Here is a 21,227-nt window from a genome sequence, read left to right as displayed (position 1 = left end):
AACAGGATGAAATAAAAAAGGCCGCTGTGATAGGTGATATCACAGCGGCCTTTTTTGTAATCTGGAAGGGCCCTTCTAAAAGCTCGATGACGCTTCTAGTCGACCTTATCAGGCATCCGGAGACGCTTTTTGAGTTACTTGATTGCTGTTGGTGAACTGGAGTTCACACAGGTGTCTGTAATAACCATCCATCTCATACAACTGATCGTGCGTGCCGCTCTCTAAGAGTTTGCCATGCGACAACACATGGATCGTATCCGCATCACGAACGGTTGAAAGGCGGTGCGCAATCACGAGTGTGGTACGCCCCTTCATCAGCCGAGCAAGCGCGGTTTGTACTTTGTTTTCGGACTCAGCATCCAAAGCAGACGTCGCTTCATCCAGCAATAGAATGGGTGCGTCAGAAAGCATTGCCCGTGCGATCGCCAAGCGCTGACGCTGGCCGCCGGAAAGGCGTGTACCACCCTCGCCTGCATTGCTTTCGTAACCCTTTTCCATCTTCTCGATGAACTCGTGGGCATTTGCATTCTTTGCAGCCTCAATCACTTCCTCATCCGTGGCGCCAGGACGGCCGATAAGGATGTTCTCTCTGATCGTACGATCAAATAGGAACGTATCCTGTGTCACGATTGCGATATTGCTGCGCAGACTTTCCATGTTGAAGTCACGAATGTCTTGATCATCGATCAGAATTCCGCCCTCATCAATTTCATAGAAACGCTCAATCAATGAGAAGACTGTTGATTTACCCGCTCCAGATGCACCAACAAGGGCAGTCACTTCACCTGAGTTTGCGACCATACTCAGGCCATTCAGAGCTTTCGTCTCACCATAATCGAACTCGACTTGTTTGAACTCGATCCGTCCTTTGGTGACCTTCATGTCAGGCTTGTCTAAGGTTCTCTGATTTTCTTCTGGCATATCCAGAAGCTCGTACATCAGGCGCACACCAACAAGCTTTGTATTCAGATTAACCTGAAAGCGAGCGAGGCGTTTAATTGGCTCATATGCAAGCAAAAGTGCTGTGATGAAGGCAAAGAATGCTCCCGGATCCTGATCCAAGGCAATTACACTATAACCGCCGTAGAGGATAATAATCCCAATCGCGATACCGCCCAGAGTTTCCATCAATGGTGATGTTCTGGCAGTCAGCTTCGCAATCTTGTTGGACTGCTGTTCAACACTGGAGACCGCACTGTCCATCGCCGAATGCATGTTTGCTTCGTAGTTGAAGGACTTCACGACGCGAATGCCCAGAGCCATTTCCTTTACCAGAGAAAGGATGATTGTCTGAGAAACAAACTGGCTCTTTGCAATCTTCTTCACACGGCGAACGAGCTTAGAGACAGCATAGACGGCTGGCGGCATAATGCCCAATGAAATGAGCGAGAGCAGTGGGTTCTGCCAGACCATGACAGTGACCAGACCGATCACAGACATGACATCCCGTCCAGCGGACAGGATAATTAGGTCCATAACGCCTCTGGCAGCGCTTGTGTTGTGGCCAAATCGTGTGGCCAGATCACCAAATGTCGTGTGGTCGAAATATCTGACGCCCAATCGGGTCACTTTTTCAAACATGTTACGCTGGAGCTTGGCGACAATCGAGTTACCGATCCTGCTCAGCACAACAGTCTGACCATAGGTCGCTATACCTTTGGTCAGAAAGATGGTCATCACCGCGCCGGAGATGATGTAGACCATGGTGATGTCACGGTCGATAAAGACCTGATTGATTACGTTTTTCATGATGGCTGCACTGCCAGCGCCGGCACCGGCAGCTACAATCATGAAGCCAAACGCAATCATGTATTGGAACTTGTATTGCCCGAAATTTTCTCGGAGAAGGCGGCGAATAAGGCTGGGAGCGCCCTCTTCATCCGCAAACAGCTTTTTGCTTATGGCGTCGAACACCTAAAACCCTCAGCTTTTCCAGCGAAATTAAGTATGACGACTTAATTTGCTACCGGTAGAAGATGAAAAGGCGACCGTAGATCTACGACCGCCCTTCCATGAGATTTATAACATTATGACGTGAACCGCCATACCTGCTTTTCTGCCAGCGGCTCTTATGCTTCTGGCAAGTTCAGGCGGATATGAAGATCGCGCAGCTGTGCCGGGAACACATCGCCCGGAGCGCCCATCATCAAATCTTGTGCCTGCTGGTTCATTGGGAACAAGGTAACCTCACGCAGGTTCTTTGCACCAACGAGCAGCATAACGATACGATCAACGCCAGCAGCCATGCCGCCGTGTGGAGGCGCGCCGTACTGGAATGCGCGGAACATGCCACCGAATTTTTCTTCGAGCAGGCTTTCATCGTAACCAGCGATTTCGAAGGCTTTTTTCATGACTTCGACCTGGTGGTTACGGATCGCGCCTGAGCCGATTTCATAACCGTTACAGACAACGTCGTACTGGTAGGCGTTCAGTTCAAGAGGCTCAACATTGTTGAGGCCGTCCATTCCACCTTCTGGCATGGAGAATGGGTTGTGGCAGAAGTCAACTTTCTTGTTTTCTTCGTCCCATTCGTACATTGGGAAGTCAACAATCCAACACAGTGCGAACTGGTCTTCATCAATCAGGTTCAGCTCTTCAGCAGCGCGAGTACGCGCTTTGCCAGCGAAGTCTGCGAACTTTTTAGGATCGCCAGCCGCAAAGAACACCGCATCGCCTTCATCCAGACCAAGCTGGGTGCGGACTGCTTCAGTGCGCTCTGTACCGATGTTTTTCGCAATTGGGCCAGCACCGGCGATTGCGTCTTCTTCTTTACGGAAGAAGATATAACCAAGGCCTGGTTGGCCTTCGCTCTGTGCCCATGAGTTCATGCGATCACAGAATGCGCGGGAACCGCCCTTTGGAGCTGGGATTGCCCAGACCTGAACCTTTGGATCGCTCTCGATCATACGTGCAAACACTTTAAAGCCGGAGCCTGCGAAGTGTTCAGTCACGTCCTGCATTTCGATCGGGTTACGCAGATCCGGCTTATCGGAGCCGTATTTGCGGATCGCTTCTGCGTAAGGAATGCGTGGGAATTCTTTGGTAACTGGCTTACCTTCAGAGAATTCATCAAACACACCACGGATAACTGGTTCCATGGTGGTCAGCACGTCTTCCTGAGTGACAAAGCTCATTTCCACGTCGAGCTGGTAGAACTCGCCTGGCAGACGGTCAGCGCGTGGATCTTCATCACGGAAGCAAGGTGCGATCTGGAAGTATTTATCAAAGCCAGACATCATAAGCAGCTGTTTGAACTGCTGAGGAGCCTGTGGCAACGCGTAAAACTTACCAGGGTGAATACGAGAAGGCACCAAGAAATCGCGTGCGCCTTCAGGAGAAGAAGCCGTCAGAATTGGTGTCTGGAATTCGTTAAACTCAGCATCATTCATGCGGCGACGCATGGAGTTGATGATCTTAGTCCGTGTCATCAGGTTTGCGTGCAGAGTGTCGCGACGCAGGTCGAGGAAACGGTACTTCAGACGAATATCTTCTGGGTATTCCAACTCACCGAATACTGGCAGTGGCAGCTCTTGAGAGTCGCCCAAAACTTCCATATCACGAATGAAAATTTCGATCTCGCCGGTGCCAAGGCCCTTGTTGACGGTATCGTCAGAGCGCTTCTTAATGTCACCATCGATGCGGATGCACCATTCGGAACGTACGGTTTCAGCCAGTTTAAATGCTGGGGAGTCCGGATCAACAACACACTGCGTAAGGCCGTAATGGTCACGCAAGTCGATGAACAGCAGGCCGCCGTGATCGCGTACACGGTGCACCCAGCCAGAAAGGCGAGTGGTTTCACCTACATTATTCGCCCGCAGCTCTCCGCAGGTATGGCTTCGATAACGATGCATAGCGTCCTCAGTGGTAATCTAGTGAATCATAAAATTCAGAAACTGGTTGACCTCATCAAAAGGTCATCCGGCTGGAAAAGACATGTCAGCATCCTAAAGTCAAGTAAGTCTGTAACTTTGGCGCTGTTTCTTGCGGACATTTCCCGAGTTTCCTCTACCTACGTGGTTTTCGCGAGGCTCTGGCTGCGACCCTTTGGTTCATAGAGAGCAAAAATCGACATTTACAACCACTTGATGTGAAAACGAGAAACTTAGATAGGGACAAGCCCGCTCGCTTACGCTATAGACTTTGACACCATGAAGATGATCACAACTACAGAAGAGCTTGCGCAAGCGTGTGCCAAGCTTGCTAATTCAGATTTCGTAACAGTTGATACCGAGTTTTTGCGGGAAACGACCTTCTGGCCAAAACTCTGCGTCATTCAGATTGCCAATCCAGATAATGCTGTGTTGGTTGATGCTCTGGCTGAAGATCTGGATCTTGAACCTTTTTTTGCATTGATGCGCAATACGGACATCGTGAAGGTGTTCCATGCTGCTCGGCAAGATATTGAAATAATCTACCATCTGGGTGGCTTTGTGCCTTCACCTCTCTTCGATAGTCAGGTTGCAGCCATGGTTTGTGGCTTTGGGGATTCAGTTTCCTACGACCAGCTGGTTTCGAAAGTGACGGGTGAGCGGATCGACAAATCATCCCGGTTTACAGATTGGTCCCGGCGTCCATTGACGAACAAACAGCTTGCTTATGCACTGGCTGATGTGACCCACTTGCGCGACGTCTACCAGTTCCTGAAAGAGCAACTGGAACAGAAGGGCCGCAACCACTGGGTTGAAGATGAGATGGCAACGCTGTCTTCCATTGATACCTATCGCAGTGATCCTGCAAAGGCCTGGCAGCGCATGAAGTTGCGCGTCCGCAAACCACGCGATCTGGCTGTTTTAAAGGAACTGGCCTTCTGGCGCGAACAGGAAGCGCAAAAGCGTGACATTCCTCGTAGCCGCGTTATCAAAGATGATGCGATTTTTGAGGTTGCAACGCAGAAGCCTCAGACATCTGAAGCTTTGGGGCACTTGCGCACAATCCCACGTGGTTTTGAGCGCTCCAGACATGCTGAGGACATTCTCAACGCGGTAAAACGCGCTATGGAGATTTCTGAGGACGATCTGCCAGAAGTTCCAAAAGGACGGCCTTCTCCGGACGGAGCGTCTGCAGCTGTCGATTTGCTGAAGGTGCTTTTGAAGATGAAGAGCGAAAGCTTTGGTGTGGCACCGAAAGTTATCGCGACGGTCGATGATCTGGACAAGATTGCATCAAGTGGAGATGCGCAGGTTCAGGCTCTTTCCGGCTGGCGCCGAGAGCTTTTTGGTGAAGATGCGCTGCGCTTGAAAAAAGGCGAAATCGGCCTTGCTTTTAATGGCCGTCAGGTCGTCATTTGCGAACAAGGTGAACCGGTTGAGCGTGTTGAAAACAGCTCTCGCCGTCGTGGTGGCAACAAGAACAACAAGCCAAAGTCTGATTAAGATTTTGAATCCACTACTCATCATAACTTACTGATAAATAAGAAAAGCCCCGGCAAAACTTGTCGGGGCTTTCTTGTATCTGTCTCAGATTTATTAAAGCACTCTGACTTCGGCTTCCAGATCCATAACGCGCCCTAGTTGGTTCAAGCGCTTTGTCAAACGATCCCCTTGCATGTCCGCAAGTTCTGCCGGGAGAGCCAGTACGAGTTTGTCGTTCACCAGCGACAGCTTGCTCTTGAGCAACACGCCATTCATGGAAGCGCTGATCAATGCCGCAACACGCAACGTTGCGCCAAGCATACGTGCCAGCTTCATGAGACGTGGATTACTCAGGCTACGAATGGCCGGCGAAAGCGCATCATCCATCAGGCCTTCGTAGCGATAGAACACTGTCAGTGCCAGATATGCCCTACCCGCATGATCAATGCCTACAAACCCGCCATTAGAAATAATGTTCAGTGATTGTTGACCACGGTAGTCCGGATGCGCACGCCAGCCGATATCCGTTAGCTGACAGGCCGCAATGCGCAGGCGGCGTTCGCCTTCGCTTTCGTCCACACCAGCCACACGCATGGCCTGCTCGCTCCACTCAACCACTTCGGCTGAATATGAGGGATCACGGGCACGCAGCACACCCAACTCGTGGGCTGCTGTGAGCAAAGGGTCTTGCTTTTTGCCGTCTTCATCAAGCTGATCATACAAGTACCCTTCCCGCACGCCGAGTGCAGAAAAGACGACCTGATCTGCCTGACAATGCAACAAGGTCTGCCGCATCACCGTTGCACCGTATGGCAACAATCCACGACGCGCTTTTGAGATCACCTGAATGCTTGGCTCGTTGTTTAGGTCATCCCGCATGAGCTGCTCGCAGAAATCAATCATGACTTCAGCAGGCACTGTGTAATCATGCATCACGTGCAGCGGATAGCCTTGTTGATACAGATGCAAACGGCCAAGTGAACGCCACGTTCCGCCAATCGCATAAAAATTGCGGTCTTTTGCCTTGCCCAGCCAGTCTGCTTTTTCCAGCTCTTCACGGGCGATCTCATTGGCCAGTGCCAGATCTTTTTCTGAGGATTCCTGCAGCCGAATGCCGCCAAGCGGAAATGTGCGTCCGTCACCGATGCCGTGAGCACTGATGTCGACCAGCTCTAATGATCCGCCGCCCAAATCTCCAACAAGGCCATCTGCTCGCCAGAAACCGGAGAAAACCCCCATTGCTGAGTAGAATGCCTCATCACGGCCAGACAGGATCTGAACGTTGGCCCGGCAGATGTTTTCTACTTTTGCAATGAACTCGGCGCCGTTTTCAGCTTCGCGAGCTGCTGCTGTTGCCAGAATGTGCAGTTTGATGACACCCACATGATCGCAAACACGGCGAAACCGCACCAGTGCACGCAGTGCAGTGGCGACATTTTCTTCGCCCAGACGACCTGTTGCGCCTACGCCGCGCCCCAGTCCTGCCAGGATTTTTTCATTGAACAACGCTGTCGGGTTACGCGCCAGTCTTTCATAAATTACAAGACGGACAGAGTTGGAACCAATATCAATGATCGCTATTGGTCCCGGGTCTGTAAATCGTCCTCGAGGCTCATCACTCGTCGAGATATCTGTCACTATTTGGCCGTTCTACAAAAAGTTTCGGGCTATCGCCCTGTAGCGAGCTACCACGACCAGACAGAGATGGGTTCGTCATAAAGAACTTGTGTGCGTTGAACGGATCTTCGTCTGGTTCTGCAACAATGCGCTCATGACTACCGTCTGGAAGCAGACGCCAGCTTTGTTGATTATCTTCTAGATTTGCAACCATGATCTGATCAAGAATCTGCTTGTGTACTGTTGGCGTTTTAACAGGAACAAGGGTCTCGACCCGACGATCCAGATTGCGCGGCATCATATCCGCAGATGAGATATAGACATGGGCTTCATCAGAGGGCAACCCGTGACCATTGCCAAAGCAGAAGATACGACTGTGCTCAAGAAATCTTCCCACAATTGATTTCGCGCGGATGTTGTCAGAGAGCCCCGGCACGCCGGCACGCAAGCAGCAAATACCGCGCACGACCAGATCAATTTGTACCCCTGCCTGACTGGCACGGTACAATGCATCAATGACACCTGGATCTACCAGAGAGTTCATCTTCATCCAGATCTGACCCGGACGACCTGCCTTGGTGTGGGCAATCTCTTCTTCTGTGTGCTGAATGATGCGCTTGCGCAGGCTCATTGGAGAAACGGCCAGCCGCTCCAGTTCGCCCGGTTCTGCGTAACCTGTGATGTAATTGAACACCTTAGCAGCATCGCGTGCCATTACTGGCTCTGCGGTAAAGTAGGACAGATCGGTATAGATGCGTGCTGTGATTGGGTGGTAGTTGCCAGTGCCGAAGTGGCAGTAAGTTTTCAAACCACCCTGTTCGCGGCGGACAACCATGGAGACTTTCGCATGAGTTTTCAGCTCAAGGAAGCCGAAGACGACCTGTACTCCAGCGCGTTCCAGATCTCGCGCCCAACGGATGTTGGCTTCTTCGTCAAAACGAGCTTTGAGTTCGACAAGTGCGGTGACGGATTTGCCAGCTTCTGCAGCTTCAGCAAGGGCTTTGACGATCGGGGAGTTGTTGGATGTGCGGTACAGCGTTTGTTTGATTGCGACGACATCCGGGTCCTGAGCGGCTTGGCGGAGGAACTGAACGACAACGTCGAAGCTCTCGTAGGGATGGTGGATGAGGATGTCTTTTTGTTGGATAGCTGCAAAACAATCCCCGCCGTGTTCGCGGATGCGTTCCGGATAGCGCGGGGTGTATGGCGGGAACTTGAGATCGTCGCGTTTGACGTTCACAGCCTGAGACAGGTCATTCAGCGCCAAAAGGCCGTTGGCAAGGAAGGTTTCCTCTTTGGTGACTTCAAGCTCATTTGCAACGAAGGCACGCAGACTTTCTGGTGTGCTTTCGTCAATTTCCATGCGGATCACAGACCCGCGACGGCGGCGTTTCAGGGCGGTTTCAAAAACGCGCACCAGATCTTCCGCTTCTTCCTCTATTTCCAAATCGGAGTCGCGCAATACGCGGAACGCGCCTTTGCCGCAAACTTCATATCCCGGGAAGAGATTGCCGATGAACAACGAGATGATCGTCTCAATCGGAATGAAACGAGTTGCTTTTGGCCCGGCATCACGCGGTGTTGGCAGAACAACAAAGCGGCCAATCTGGCTTGGCATACGCAGCAGCGCAGTCATACCTGCGCCTCCATCCACCGGACGCAGATCCAGGATCAGCGAAAAGCCCAGATTTGGGATGAACGGGAAAGGATGAGCTGGATCAATAGCCAACGGGGTCAGAACCGGGAAAATATGCTGAAGGAAGTAGTCTTCCAGCCAATCCGTTTCAGACTGGCTCATGTTCTGCGCTTCAACGATGAAGATACCTTCATCAGCCAGCTCAGAGCGCAGTTGGCGGAAGCGGGCTTGCTGCTCACTTTGAAGCTTACTTACCTCAACAGAGATTTGCTCCAGCTGTTCCGTCGAGGTCAGACCATCATCGGAAATTGTGGTCACATCCGCTCGCTGCTGACCGCGCAGGCCAGCAACACGCACCATGAAGAACTCATCAAGGTTGTTGGCAGAGATGGACAGGAACCGAAGCCGCTCCAAAAGCGGATGGCTCGGGTTCATGGATTCTTCCAGAACACGGCGGTTGAACTGCAACCACGAGAGTTCACGGTTTACAAAACGCTCCGGTTTTTGCATCAGAGCCAGCCCTGCACTCACCTCAAAATCTGCGGTGTCAGTGGTCTCGTCTTCCAAAGCGTTCATTTCCGTAAACTCATTCATTCCATGTACCTCCGCAGCCCGTGGACCGGGTCGCCTGTATGGGCGCACCTCGCCCTTAAATTATCTGGCGATTGCGCTGGCCGTTGTATGATTCTGGTCATTTAGACCATACATTTTTGACGGGAAAATAAAGCTTAGAGCATGTTGCAGTGCAGCAGCAAGCACTAAGCAATATTTACAAGCGTATCTGGAGCCGAAAACCGGCAACTGCTTTTCGGAGATACGCCTTTTCTAGTGGCATATCTTGAGCCGAAAACCGACAACCACTTTTCGGAGATACGCCTTGGTGCCTACTCGCCCATGCTCTCCAGTATTTTGGAGGCCATGACGCGGGAGATCTTTCGGCCCTTCGCCAATGCGTGTCTGTCCAGCATGTCTACAACGTTGCGTGCTGCATCCAGTGACCGTTCAATTCTTATCACGAGGTAATCTATCACACTGGAGTCAACAGTTACCTGACGATCTGAAAAATGTTTGGTCATGACCATTGCGAGCAGCATGTCGTCCGGCTCTTCCACCTGCACCGGGGTTGCCGCCCGAAAACGGGACGCCAGATCCTTGGTTTTAAGGTCAAACGTGTTTGGCCACTCACGGGTGGTCATCAACATGTTGCCACCGGTCAGGCGTACTGCGTTGAACAGATGGAACAAAGATGCTTCATCAAAACCTGCATGCAGGTCTTCCACCGCGACTGGCCCGGCTTCTGCCAATGCCGTCAGGTCGAGAAATTCCAGTTCATCTCCGCCCACGATCTGAGCTCCGCTGAGCTCCTGCCATGCGTTGACCAGATGTGTTTTACCCGATCCGATCGGCCCTTGCAGGGTCACGATCGGAGATGGCCACTCCGGCCAATTGGTAATCAGATTGAATGCAGCCTGATTTGACGTTGAAACCAGATAATCATCAACCCCCAAAGCCTCCTCATGGGGCAAGACCAAAGGCAATTGTTGTGGCCCTGTCGATCCTGTCATTCCAGTCCTTCCGTCTTATTGGTATTTTTGTAGTGACCTGCATATAGCGAACTAGCAAGATATTGCCTGAGAGCAAATCTTGCTAGTACCCCAACCACTGCTGCAGCTGGAATTGCTATCAACATCCCCACAAATCCCATTAAAGAACCAAAAGCGAACAGTGCAAACATGAGCCAGACAGGGTGAAGACCGACACTTCCACCTAAAAGTTTGGGCTGAAGGACGTTTCCCTCCAGGAACTGACCAACAACAAACACGCCCAGCACCGCTCCGATCATGAAATAATCAGGCCAGAACTGGACCAAAGCAACACCAATTGACAGACCGAAGCCGACAATCGCGCCGACATAAGGAATGAAGCTGATCAAGCCCGCCGTAAGGCCGATCAACAGGCCAAATTTCAGGCCAACAAGTAACAGAGCGACAGCGTAGAAGGTGCCCAGTATCAGGCACATCATCACCTGCCCGCGAACAAACCCGGCGACAACTGAATCCATATCGCTTGCCAGTGCGCGGATGGTTTGCTGGTAGTCTCGTGGCAGCCAGCTGTCGATGCGTTCGATCATGTTGTCCCAGTCGAGCAAGAGATAGAACGCGACAACTGGTGTTACCACAGCAAGACCGATGATAGAAATAAGTGCTTGCCCGCCGCTCCAGATGGAAGACAGCAGTCCGCCAACGAAGTTTGCGGCCTGTCCGACGAAGGCACCCCAATCGATTTTGTTGGTTTGGCCTGACAGGTTTGCAAGTCTGTCCATTTGTGGCCCAAGACTTTCGCGCAGCAAATTTTCAAGATTTCCGGCCAGTTCAGGCAGGTACTCCAGAAATGCGACCAGCTGTTTGCCGAGAATTGGCAGGAGGATCAGCAGCGCTGCGGTGAAAACAATCAGGAATATCAGGAGGATCGTAACAGTTGCCCAGATGCGCCCGAACCCGTGGGTTTCCAGATAATCCGCAATTGGATCGAGAAGATAGGCCAAGGCCATACCAGCGACAAACGGTAGAAGGATGCTTTGAAACACCGACAAGAACAGGATGAAGGCTGTAAAAGCCAGCAACCAGAAGAATAACCGTTTGTTTGTACTCATAAACTATCTCCAGGTGGAGGCATGGAGCCCATCAGCTTGCCTGTTATGCGGCAGCGCGGTCACTCACAGAGGCATCTTTAAAATTTAAGATGGTTGTAGTTTCCATAGGTTGATTACGTCAAGTCGCAGCATCAGGTTTGCCAGAGTAGCTACTCCACCTTTTCGCCCGCTTAATTTCGGAGTATCTTTGAGAGGAGTGAAAAAGTTTCTCCTGAATGAAGAGTTTTTCAAAGCTCCATTAATTCGCAAAAGCTTAGCTGGTTCTGCACAGATCTGCGTTTTTCTGAGATACCAGCGTGGTTTCCTTCCCCTTTCGGCCTTGCAATTCCCTACAGTTTTGTTTTTATGCCGCCAAATTACATAGGCGGTCATGCCGCTATACTCTTGATGATGCGGAGCAGTATCCATGAGCCAGGACCAGAACGGTAATAACGGCCTTACCTATTCACAAGCGGGGGTCGATATCGACGCCGGGAACGCACTGGTCAAACGGATCAGCCCACTGGTTAAAGCAACGCGTCGCCCGGGTGCTGACAGTGACATTGGCGGCTTTGGCGGTCTTTTTGATTTGAAAGGCGCTGGATTTAAAGACCCTGTTCTTGTGGCAGCCAATGATGGCGTGGGCACCAAGCTTAAGATTGCCATCGACACCAACGTGCATAGCGGTGTGGGGATTGATCTGGTTGCCATGTGTGTGAACGATCTTGTGGTGCAAGGCGCTGAGCCACTGTTCTTCCTTGATTATTTTGCCACTGGCGCGCTGGACGTGGATATGGCGACCGATGTTGTGGCGGGGATTGCAGAGGGCTGTAAAATCTCCGGCGCTGCGCTGATCGGCGGTGAAACAGCTGAAATGCCGGGCATGTATGCGGCTGGTGATTATGATCTGGCTGGATTTTCCGTTGGCGCGGCTGAACGCGGAACACTGCTGCCGTCCAAAGATATTGGCGAAGGCGACGTTTTGCTTGGTCTGGCTTCCTCCGGTGTGCATTCCAACGGCTTCTCTCTGGTTCGCAAGATCGTTGAGGTTTCCGGTCTGACATGGGCTGACAAAGCTCCGTTTGATGCAGACAAAACGCTTGGCGAAGCGCTGATGGAACCGACCCGCATTTATGTGAAGCCGTTGCTGGCCGCGATCAAAGAAACCAATGGCATCAAAGCCTTGGCTCACATCACTGGTGGTGGCCTTCCTGAGAACCTGCCGCGTGTTCTGCCTGACGGGCTTGCTGCACGGATCGATCTTTCTGCTATTTCCTCCCCTGCTGTGTTTGGCTGGCTCTCAAAAGCTGGCGGCATTGAACAGTTTGAAATGCTGCGCACCTTCAACTGTGGTGTTGGCATGGTGGTCGCGGTTGCGGCAGACAAAGCGGATGCTGTTCGCGACGTGCTTGAGCGTGAAGGCGAAACTGTTGTGACGCTTGGCAAACTGGAAGCTGCTCAGGATGGAGCTGAGCAGGTTGTGTTTGATGGCTCACTGGGTTTTGCCAAATGAGCACGCAGCCTAAGAAACGCGTTGGTGTTTTGATTTCAGGGCGTGGCTCCAATATGCTGTCTCTTATTGAGGCAGCAAAAGCCCCTGATTATCCAGCGGAAATCGTTGTGGTTGGGTCTAATCGGCCAGACGCAAAAGGGTTGGAACGTGCCTCTGACGAAGGCTTTGCGACCTTTGCGCTGGACCACAAGCTTTATGGCAAGGACCGCGAAGCTTTTGAGCGTGACCTGCATGCCAAGCTGTTAGAGAACAATGTTGAACTTCTTGTTCTGGCTGGCTTTTTACGTTTGCTGACGCCGTGGTTTGTGAGCCAGTGGCAAGGCCGGATGATCAACATCCACCCTGCTCTGCTGCCGAGCTTCCCAGGTCTGCATACTCATGAGCGGGCGTTGAAGGAAGGCGTTCGCATTCATGGGGCGACTGTGCATTTTGTAACAGCGGAAATGGATGTGGGTCCGATCATCGCGCAGGGAGCTGTCCCCGTTCTGGACGGGGATAACCCGGATGATCTGGCAGCGCGTGTGCTGGCTGTTGAGCATGAGATCTATCCCAAGGCATTGGAGGCTGTGGCCAGTGGCAGAGCTTCCGTTGATGGCTTCCGCGTGAAGATTGAAGGTGCCAAGCAGGACGATAAAAGCCTTATTTGTTAATGAGATAAGGTTCTCTTAAAGAGACACAAAAAAGGCCGTAGGCGCTCCCGCCTCCGGCCTTTTTTTTGCTTACGTTGCTATGTGCGTTCGTTTGCGCGATTTGCGTTTTTTCTGCGTTGAAAGCGGAGTTAGTCCTACGTTACCGCCTGTGAGACTTGTCAGATCCGAAGTTCACCCTCTTGCAAAACCAAATCTTCGAGTTTTACCATTTGAGGCTGGCTCTTTGCGCTGCGCTCCGTCTGAACATCAGATTGCTCGATACCATCTTCATCAGGTCCTGTTTGCAAATCAGCATAGGTGACTGTTGGCCCCACTGGTGGTGGTACCTGCTGAGGCTCGTTAGTGACTGATACGTTGAACTGAGCAAAATATGTTTCGAAGGTTTTGAACTCTCCTGATGTCTGCAGTTGAGCCATATAGCCGTCGATGTAGGCTTCTTTGCCCTCCATGAAATCATTTAGCTCGTCCAGGGTTTGGAAGTTGGTTCCCAAATTACCATTTGAAATCTCCAGAGTGCGGCGTGCGGAGTAGCTCTGCGTTTGCTCACCCAGATTTCGTGCTTCTACATTCTGGAAGACCGTCCCAGTGTTCACCTGCGCGTATGTTGGTTCAACAGTCGCCTCCGGCTTGAGATGATCGTATGGGTTTTGTGGCCGCGGAGTATCGTAATGATGCGGGTGTGGACGCGGGGTATCGTATAAGGGTTGTGGTGGCTGGCGTGGAATGTCGTAAAGAGGCGGTTGCTGCACACGGGGAGCGTCGCTCACAGAGTTCGGAATAGGCGCATTCTCTTTTTGCACTCCAGAGCCCGAGAGCTCAGCGTTTCTGATACTGCTTGCATAACCCAATATTCGGCTCTGGGCGCCGGCAACCGCGACATCCAAAGCTTTCAAGCTGCGGATATCAACTTTGGTGGCATCAGCCAGTGTGCGATGAGAGCCGTCGTGCTCGTTAAACTCAGTGCTATCAAAAACGCTCGATTGAATTGCGGCCATCATGGCTTTCAAATCGACGACACGCTCGGTTCCGGGTGAAGCGTGCTTTATTGTGTCTGCAATCGTCTGCTCTGCGAGTTCCAGAAAGGGAGCCCAGTTGTTTTTCGCTTGTTCTGGAGCACTTTGGGTTCGTCCCAGGAGGTTCCCGATGTTTTTTGTCGCGTCGGAGAGAGATTGCTTCACATTGGCAAGGCGGCCATGCGACAACGCACTTGCTGCAGATTTAAGATTATCTCCCAAACCGCGTTTGTGCTGCGGCGTGTCAACCACAACAGAGTAAATCCGTTCCCCTGTCTGCGGGTTGCCTTGTTTACTGCCAATAGAAACGATCAAGTCGTCAGTATTTAGATTTAACGAGGTTGCATGCTCGACACGAGCCTGATTTACCAGATTTTCAACAGCACCGTGAAAATTACTAGAGTTACCAATAGTTAATCCGCTCATTGCACACCCTTTATTATTATGAATTTGACGCAGAGTTATCAAATTCAGTCAGAACTCGCTAAGTGGAACTACTTTACGATTCCTGTCGGAGTTAAGAGTGTCGCTTAGTACTTTGAGGGCTCTTTTTCGTTCACATATGCGTTCAATTTTTGTGAACTGAGGAAAATCATCACTTTTGTCGTCCATGCCTATTGAAAGAGCGGTATCGTCCCCTTCAATAGGCCAAGGATATCTGCCTTACGCTTTGCGCACCGCGATGTGGATGTCGTGGAAGGCAGCGCCGCCGAACGGTGCTGTCTGATCGGCGCTGGTGAGGGTGTTGATGCCGTTTCCACCTTCGTGCGCTGCGTTGGGCCAGATGCCTTCTGCGATGAGTGTGCCCTTTTGAGGACGATCGCCCACGGAAGCGTGCAGGATGACTTCGCCGCGGCGATTGGAGAGGATGATCTTGTCGCCCTCCTCCACGCCCAGCGCGGCTGCATCGTCGGTGTGCAGCATGGCTGTTGGACGGCCTTCCTTCTTCACGGTGCTTGGTGTCTCATTGAACGTAGAGTTCAGGAACGAGCGTGAGGGAGATGTGGCGAGGCGGAATGGATAGTCCTTGGTCGGCATCTCATTGATGTCCCAATGATCCGGCAAGACTGGCATTTGCTGCCATGGGCCCATTGGGCCGTTGTTTGGTGCAGGCACCTTCGCCCAGTCCGGCTTGAAGCGGAACTTGCCGTCTTCATAGCCAAAACCGTTTATGTAGTGGGCTTCGGCAAAGTCCGGCTGACAATCGAGCCAGCGGTTTTCTTCCAGCTCATTCAGACCACCGGGATACTTGGAGTTCTTGAGCATCCAGTCGATGTGCTCGCGGGAGGTCATCTTGTGAGCATCGTGGTCTTCACCGCCAAGGCGCTCAATGAGTTCGTTCAGCACATAAAGGTTTGGTTTGGCTTCGCCTGGGGCATCAACAAGTTTCGGACCGAACAACAGGTTCTGGTGTCCGCCGCCTTTGTAGATGTCGTCATGTTCCAGAAACTGGGTTGCTGGCAGGACGATATCGGCCATGAGCGCGGTTTCGGTCATGAACTGCTCGTGGACCACGGTGAACAGGTCTTCGCGGGCAAAGCCTTCTTTTACGAGAGTCTGCTCAGGAGCAACAGACACCGGATTGGTGTTTTGGATCAACATGGCGGTGACTGGTGGGCCGTCCATGAGCGCTTCGCTGTCGCCAGTAAGCACGCGGCCTACCTGAGACATGTCGAGTTTGCGGATGGAGCTGTCGTGGAGCGAGTGGGCTTCGACCATGGCCATGTTAAGGCCGTAGATGGCACCGTTGTTATGAAACGCGCCGCCGCCCTCATATTGGTAATGACCGCCAACTACCGCGATGCAGCTGGCAGCGTGCATGGAGACCACGCCGTTGCGCTGGCGGGTAAAGCCGTAACCAAGACGGAAATAGGTTTTCCTTGTTTCGCCAACCAGCTTTGCGAGTTCTTCGATTTGCTCAACGGAAAGACCTGTGATCTCGCTGGCCCATTGTGGGCTGCGGGTCTTCAGGTGTTCTTCCAGTTCCTGAGGCGCGTCGGCGTATTTTTCCATGTAGGCGCGGTCGGCATAGCCATCACGGAACAGGACGTGCATGACAGCACACGCGAGCGCGGCATCGGAGCCCGGCTTCAGGACAAGACCGATGTCTGCCTGTTTCATGGTCTCGGTCTTATAGACGTCGATGACAACGATCTTGGCTTTACGGGTCTTGCGAGCTTTAATGGCGTGGGTCATGACGTTGACCTGTGTCGCCACCGGGTTTGTTCCCCAGATCACCACAGCATCGGCAAGTGCCATTTCGCGCGGGTCCGGCCCAGCGAGCTTGCCGGTGCCTGCGATATATCCTGTCCACGCCATGTTGGTGCAGAAGGTCTGGTACATGCCGGAGTAGCTTTTGGCATTGCGCAGGCGGTTGATGCTGTCGCGCTGAACAAGACCCATGGTGCCGGCAAAGAAGTAAGGCCAGACGGTTTGCGGGCCGTGTTTCTTCTCAGCCTCCAAGAATTTCTCAGAGACTTCTTGTAGTGCCTCTTCCCAGCTGATCTCTTCGAACTGACCGGAGCCTTTGGGGCCTGTGCGGCGCAAAGGCTTGGTCAGGCGGTCCGGGTGATGGAGGCGCTCGGAATAGCGGGCGACTTTGGCGCAGATGACGCCAGCGGTGTAATCGTTGTCACGCGCACCATGAATACGGCCTACACGCCCATCTGCATGTACTTCGACCTCGATTGCACAGGTGGATGGGCAATCGTGAGGACATGCGGAGGCAAACCTTTGTGGTTTTTCGGGCTTAGACATGCGTGGCGTACTCAATAAAACTGGTGTTCTAGACTTGTTCTCGTTGCACAGACAGATCGCGGGTAACACTCAAATTGTCAAGAAAGCGCAGGCAAAAAATTCTTGAATTGACGATTTCTTGAGGTCCTGCGCGGTCTTTGCGGTGTTCCTGTGCTTCCTAATGCTTGCAAGAGGTGCCTGTTCTGGTCTTTCATAGGGAATGGTTTGAAGCTTGAGGCAGTCCATGTTGCAGGATATCGACGTAATTGCGTGGGATTTTGACGGAGTTCTCAATCGTAACATTATCAATGACCGCTTTATCTGGGTGCAGCAGTTTGAAGAGGATCTTGGCATCTCATGGCACACCTTTGCTCAGGAGATGTTTACGGATGACTTTAAAGAGGTTCTGGTTGGGCATGAAGATCTCAGAAGCCTTCTCTCCCGATGGGCGGATAAGACGGGCTATCCCGGCGACCTTGATCATTTCCTGCTGTACTGGTTTAAAAAGGACGCCCACCCAGACTTTGACCTGCTGGCCTTAATGCGCAAGCTTACCAAGACCCATGTCCGGCAAGTGATCGCGACCAACAACGGGGCGCGGCGCACGCGCTATATCGAAGAGCAGATGGGCTACAAGGATCGTGTGGAAACGGTGTCTGCCTCCGGGCGTATGGGTGTGGTCAAGCCCAGCGCCGAGTTTTTCATGCATGTTACCAAGGCCCTTAAGGTTCCCGCCAACCGAATGCTTTTGATTGATGACCGGGAAGAGAACATTATGTCCGCGTTAGACATGGGGTGGCGGGCGCTGCATTTTACTCCCAACACCCGCGAGCAGATCATCAAGGTGCTGGGGTCGTTTTAAGGCTTACTGGCAGGTCTCTTACTTCTTAACCGCTTCCCATGCCATCTTCACCAGAAAGGCTCTGTCTTTATCCGAGACAACCCGCTCTGTGCTTAAGAGCGTATAGGCTGGACCTACGATGAGCGCGGACGCAACAGACCACGGAATGGGTTTCACAGCTCCCAGCACTTGCCAGGTGGCATAGAGCGCCTCCCCCTGCAAATGAACGTTCTCCATCTGTTGTTTGATGGTTTCGAACTCATCTTCCGTCTGGGCTTTGACCTTCAGCTCCTCAAAGAGGCGAAACAGGTCAGGATTGGCACTGCCCCACCGCAGCAAGCCATTGACGGAGGCTTTGATGGTGTCTTCAGCGCTTGCGGTTTGAGGCGTGTTGCGTGTCTCTCTGGTCCAACCGGCGACGGCCTGATCCCATAGCGCGACGGCAATATCCGGCTTTCCCTTGAAGAAGTGATAGATGCTACCGGTCGTCGCTCCGCTTTTATTGCGGATTTGCGCAATCGAGGTGCTTGTGTAGCCTTGCGCCAGGAACAACTCCAGCGCCGCATCCAGTATGGATTGATATCTGTTGTTTTCATTGGCCACTAGAACACCATTCCAACCCTAACCAGAGTATCGCTCTATCCCAAGTTAGAACGCCATTCTAATATATGAGCGCAGTGTCGGGTCTGCAATGAAGAACCATGCCAATGCAAAGAGACCTTTAAAAGCAATGGAAGGATTTGAACCTGATGCGTCGTGATTTTGTGTCTTCAGTTCTTACATGTCTTCATCTGAAAAACAGTCATCGTTCTTCTTAGGAACGCCTCAGAAGTTGATGCCTTTTTTCAGGTGATTGGCGAGCACTTCCAGGCTCAGGTTTGCCATGCTGTATAGATCTTCATGGGACATGCCATGCTGTACCATGATGGAGAGGCCTTCAAACACCGTTGTATAGAATTTGGCCAGTGATGTGGCTTCGTCATCGGTTTGAAGCTCGCCTTTGCACTGGGTGAATTTGTAGATGAAGTGCTCCATGCCCTCGAGCTTCATCTTGCGCAGCTCCTCCGACAATTCCGGGTCCAGCTCTGCGATGTCCATGAGGGTATGGAACCGCATGGCCGTGCCAGCATCATATTGCTCTCGGGAGAGTTCAATAAACTCGTAAAGGACGGCTTCAACTGCCGGATACAGCTCTGAGTGGAGCGCGAGAACGGACCGGAGCTGGCGATAGAATTTGGAGAAGTACCAGCGTAAGGCCGCTGCACAAAACTGCTCCTTGGTGGCAAAATGCTTCTCGATAAAGTTCCTTGATGTGCCACTTGCAACAGCAAGGTCTTCTAATGTGGAATGCTGGAACCCTTGCAGCATAAAAACCTTCACGCAGGAATCTAAGGCGGTTTCGAGTTCAGGTGACAATTCACCATCGCGTATGGGATCTAATGAGGACATGGCGCCAGTATACGTTTTGGGTGGGGGGCAGCAATCTCGTTCTCCCGCTATGGGAAATGAGTACAGAAGAGGTCTCTCCCGTCTTGGTGGATTTCGTTCATCTTCTGTAAAGAGCTAAGGCAATGGGCAGTGAGAAGGCAGTGGCACTCACTTTGATTTCTTCTTGGAGCCCTTCTTTTTCTTGGCCTGGCCGGTCTTCATATGCAATTCTAAAACGCCGAGGCTCGCAACCGCAACCTTGTACATCAGATCACACGGGGTTCCGTATTTGATCAGCTCATAAAGACCTTCAATCACTGTCAGGAAGTAGTGTGCCAACACCTCGATGTCGGCGTCGTCCTTGAGCTCCAGCTTGCACTGCTTGAACTTGTCGAGAACCTGATGTTCCCAATCATCCTGCAGTTCCTCGAAGGAGTTTTTGACGAACTCATCAACGTTGGAAATGTCAATGAACGTGCGGACAAACAGGCCTTTATTGGCATGGACCTGATCGCAGCTGATTTCGATGAAGGCAAACAGCACCGCTTCCATGGCCGAGTAAATGTCCTGGTGCATGGCCATTTCTGCGCGCATGTGGCGGCTGTACTTGATGTAGTACCAGCGCATAGCTGCAGCTGCGAGTTCCTGCTTGGACGTGAAGTGTTCCTTCACGCAGTCTCCCGAGCATCCAGCTGCTTCACCGATATCATCCAGAGTGCAGGTTTCGTAGCCCTTAAGGAGAAAGACTTTGACGCACTGGTCGAAGAGCCTTTCCGCTTCAGGAGATACGTTTCCGCCTTCTATCTTATCGCACGGTCTCATGGTCGCGAGTATATGGTGTCGGAGGGTCTCCTCAACGCTGTTTTGGTCACATGGGAAACAACATTCCAAAGACATAGGGCTTACTGCGCCTATAACTTTCACCATCTGTAAAGGATTAGAAACGATCGCGATTGGGTTATCTTTTGAAGTGCCCTGAGACGCCTCAAAATTCATTATGCTCACCCTATGTTCCAAGCCTCATATCGACAGAGAACATAAAGATAACCTTTTAATTGATGCGGTAGGAATCCAGGACTTTCATGCTCATATCAACCACGCGATAGAGCTGTTCTTTTTTGGCGCCATCCTTACATTGACTGGCCAGTCCCTGCAGGGTTGCTGCATAAAAGCGGGCGAGCGTTTCGATATCAGTACCGGTCTTGAGGCTTTCTTTGCAATCAGTAAGCTTGCGCGTGATCGCAACCACCATGGTGTTGCGCAGATCAGTAATCTCTCTGGTCAGAATGCTATCCTGAGTGGAGATCTCCAGTAAGCCAGATGACAGAAGGCATCCGTCTGACTCTGTTTTATCGCAGAGCACATCGATACATTCGTAAAGGGCGACACGAATGGCATCACAGCAGTTGGAATGCATGGCAAAACCAGAAAGCAGCCTGCGGCCATAGTTTTGCAGGTACCACCTTGTGGCTGCTGCATAGAGTTCTTCCTTATTGGAAAATGCCCCTTCTACGAACTCATGAGGAACACCCATAGCGTCCACGACATCATCTAGGGAAGTGGCATCATAGCCGCGCTTCCAAAACATTTTGACCGAGGCTTCCAACATGGCCTCTATGTCCGGAGATATTGTTTCCACGTGCATTTCATCCTTTATAGGCATAAGTACATATTACGCGGCCATGGATAAAGAACAACTGATTATTAATGCTAGGAAAATTACGATTAAGGCCTGATAGACAAGATCCGGACAAATTGAGTATTTCGCCTTTTCGCAGCCCTGTTTAGCGCCGGTTTTGAGCGTTTA

The 21,227-nt window shown here is 51.8% G+C and carries 16 protein-coding genes; 4 read left to right on the top strand and 12 right to left on the bottom strand.

Going from position 1 to position 21,227, the window contains the following annotated elements; genetic code table 11:
- Positions 1-108: 108 nt before the first annotated feature.
- Together PsAD37_RS13375 and aspS are read right to left on the bottom strand one after the other, a co-directional pair.
- Complete coding sequence (locus tag PsAD37_RS13375) at positions 109-1,914, bottom strand: ABC transporter ATP-binding protein (RefSeq protein ID WP_063296562.1); 1,806 nt, start codon at positions 1,912-1,914, stop codon at positions 109-111.
- A 155-nt stretch (positions 1,915-2,069) separates the two neighbouring features.
- Positions 2,070-3,854 (bottom strand): aspartate--tRNA ligase, encoded by a 1,785-nt coding sequence (gene aspS / locus PsAD37_RS13370; protein ID WP_063291880.1) that lies wholly within the window; start codon positions 3,852-3,854, stop codon positions 2,070-2,072.
- 297 nt (positions 3,855-4,151) lie between these two features.
- On the opposite strand from aspS, the gene rnd reads away from it, so the two are divergent.
- Positions 4,152-5,375 carry a ribonuclease D gene (gene rnd / locus PsAD37_RS13365; RefSeq protein WP_063288472.1) on the top strand — a complete coding sequence of 408 codons (1,224 nt, stop codon included), beginning with the start codon at positions 4,152-4,154 and terminating at the stop codon, positions 5,373-5,375.
- A gap of 93 nt (positions 5,376-5,468) precedes the next feature.
- Here rnd and PsAD37_RS13360 read toward each other — a convergent pair whose 3' ends face one another.
- From PsAD37_RS13360 to PsAD37_RS13345, 4 genes are all read right to left on the bottom strand, one after another.
- Complete coding sequence (locus tag PsAD37_RS13360) at positions 5,469-6,992, bottom strand: Ppx/GppA phosphatase family protein (protein ID WP_084407776.1); 1,524 nt, start codon at positions 6,990-6,992, stop codon at positions 5,469-5,471.
- Positions 6,970-9,183 carry an RNA degradosome polyphosphate kinase gene (locus tag PsAD37_RS13355; protein ID WP_208991869.1) on the bottom strand — a complete coding sequence of 738 codons (2,214 nt, stop codon included), beginning with the start codon at positions 9,181-9,183 and terminating at the stop codon, positions 6,970-6,972. The genes PsAD37_RS13360 and PsAD37_RS13355 overlap by 23 nt, the downstream gene beginning before the upstream one ends.
- Before the next feature lie 308 nt (positions 9,184-9,491).
- Positions 9,492-10,172, bottom strand: a complete 681-nt coding sequence (locus PsAD37_RS13350) for a DnaA ATPase domain-containing protein (protein ID WP_063296560.1) — start codon at positions 10,170-10,172, stop codon at positions 9,492-9,494.
- The gene (locus tag PsAD37_RS13345) at positions 10,169-11,260 is read right to left on the bottom strand and encodes an AI-2E family transporter (RefSeq protein ID WP_063296559.1); all 1,092 of its coding nucleotides are present in this window, start codon (positions 11,258-11,260) and stop codon (positions 10,169-10,171) included. The genes PsAD37_RS13350 and PsAD37_RS13345 overlap by 4 nt, the downstream gene beginning before the upstream one ends.
- Before the next feature lie 406 nt (positions 11,261-11,666).
- On the opposite strand from PsAD37_RS13345, the gene purM reads away from it, so the two are divergent.
- Together purM and purN are read left to right on the top strand one after the other, a co-directional pair.
- On the top strand, positions 11,667-12,752 hold the full coding sequence (purM, locus tag PsAD37_RS13340; protein WP_063291875.1) for a phosphoribosylformylglycinamidine cyclo-ligase: 1,086 nt from the start codon (positions 11,667-11,669) through the stop codon (positions 12,750-12,752).
- Complete coding sequence (gene purN, locus PsAD37_RS13335) at positions 12,749-13,402, top strand: phosphoribosylglycinamide formyltransferase (protein WP_063296558.1); 654 nt, start codon at positions 12,749-12,751, stop codon at positions 13,400-13,402. The genes purM and purN overlap by 4 nt, the downstream gene beginning before the upstream one ends.
- Before the next feature lie 158 nt (positions 13,403-13,560).
- On the opposite strand, the gene PsAD37_RS13330 is transcribed toward purN, so the two are convergent.
- Positions 13,561-14,841 carry a hypothetical protein gene (locus tag PsAD37_RS13330; protein ID WP_063296557.1) on the bottom strand — a complete coding sequence of 427 codons (1,281 nt, stop codon included), beginning with the start codon at positions 14,839-14,841 and terminating at the stop codon, positions 13,561-13,563.
- 237 nt (positions 14,842-15,078) lie between these two features.
- Positions 15,079-17,172, bottom strand: coding sequence for a molybdopterin-dependent oxidoreductase (locus tag PsAD37_RS13325; RefSeq protein WP_063296556.1), 2,094 nt, complete (start codon positions 17,170-17,172; stop codon positions 15,079-15,081).
- A gap of 223 nt (positions 17,173-17,395) precedes the next feature.
- Here PsAD37_RS13325 and PsAD37_RS13320 point away from each other — a divergent pair, with 223 nt between their 5' ends.
- On the top strand, positions 17,396-18,013 hold the full coding sequence (locus tag PsAD37_RS13320; protein ID WP_063296555.1) for an HAD family hydrolase: 618 nt from the start codon (positions 17,396-17,398) through the stop codon (positions 18,011-18,013).
- Positions 18,014-18,031: 18 nt separating this feature from the next.
- On the opposite strand, the gene PsAD37_RS13315 is transcribed toward PsAD37_RS13320, so the two are convergent.
- The 4 genes from PsAD37_RS13315 to PsAD37_RS13300 form a co-directional block, all read right to left on the bottom strand.
- Entirely contained in the window at positions 18,032-18,595 is a 564-nt protein-coding gene (locus PsAD37_RS13315) for a TetR/AcrR family transcriptional regulator (RefSeq protein WP_063296554.1), read from the bottom strand.
- Between the two features lie 222 nt (positions 18,596-18,817).
- Positions 18,818-19,441 (bottom strand): TetR/AcrR family transcriptional regulator, encoded by a 624-nt coding sequence (locus PsAD37_RS13310; protein WP_275078324.1) that lies wholly within the window; start codon positions 19,439-19,441, stop codon positions 18,818-18,820.
- Positions 19,442-19,588: 147 nt separating this feature from the next.
- The gene (locus PsAD37_RS13305) at positions 19,589-20,416 is read right to left on the bottom strand and encodes a TetR/AcrR family transcriptional regulator (protein ID WP_208991864.1); all 828 of its coding nucleotides are present in this window, start codon (positions 20,414-20,416) and stop codon (positions 19,589-19,591) included.
- Positions 20,417-20,471: 55 nt separating this feature from the next.
- Positions 20,472-21,065, bottom strand: coding sequence for a TetR/AcrR family transcriptional regulator (locus PsAD37_RS13300; protein WP_244271753.1), 594 nt, complete (start codon positions 21,063-21,065; stop codon positions 20,472-20,474).
- Positions 21,066-21,227: the final 162 nt, after the last annotated feature.

Origin of the sequence: Pseudovibrio sp. Ad37, assembly GCF_001623075.1 — a bacterium.
Taxonomy (GTDB): domain Bacteria; phylum Pseudomonadota; class Alphaproteobacteria; order Rhizobiales; family Stappiaceae; genus Pseudovibrio.
Note: the sequence above shows the minus strand (reverse complement) of the source record. Positions and strands in the feature narration are given on the sequence as shown.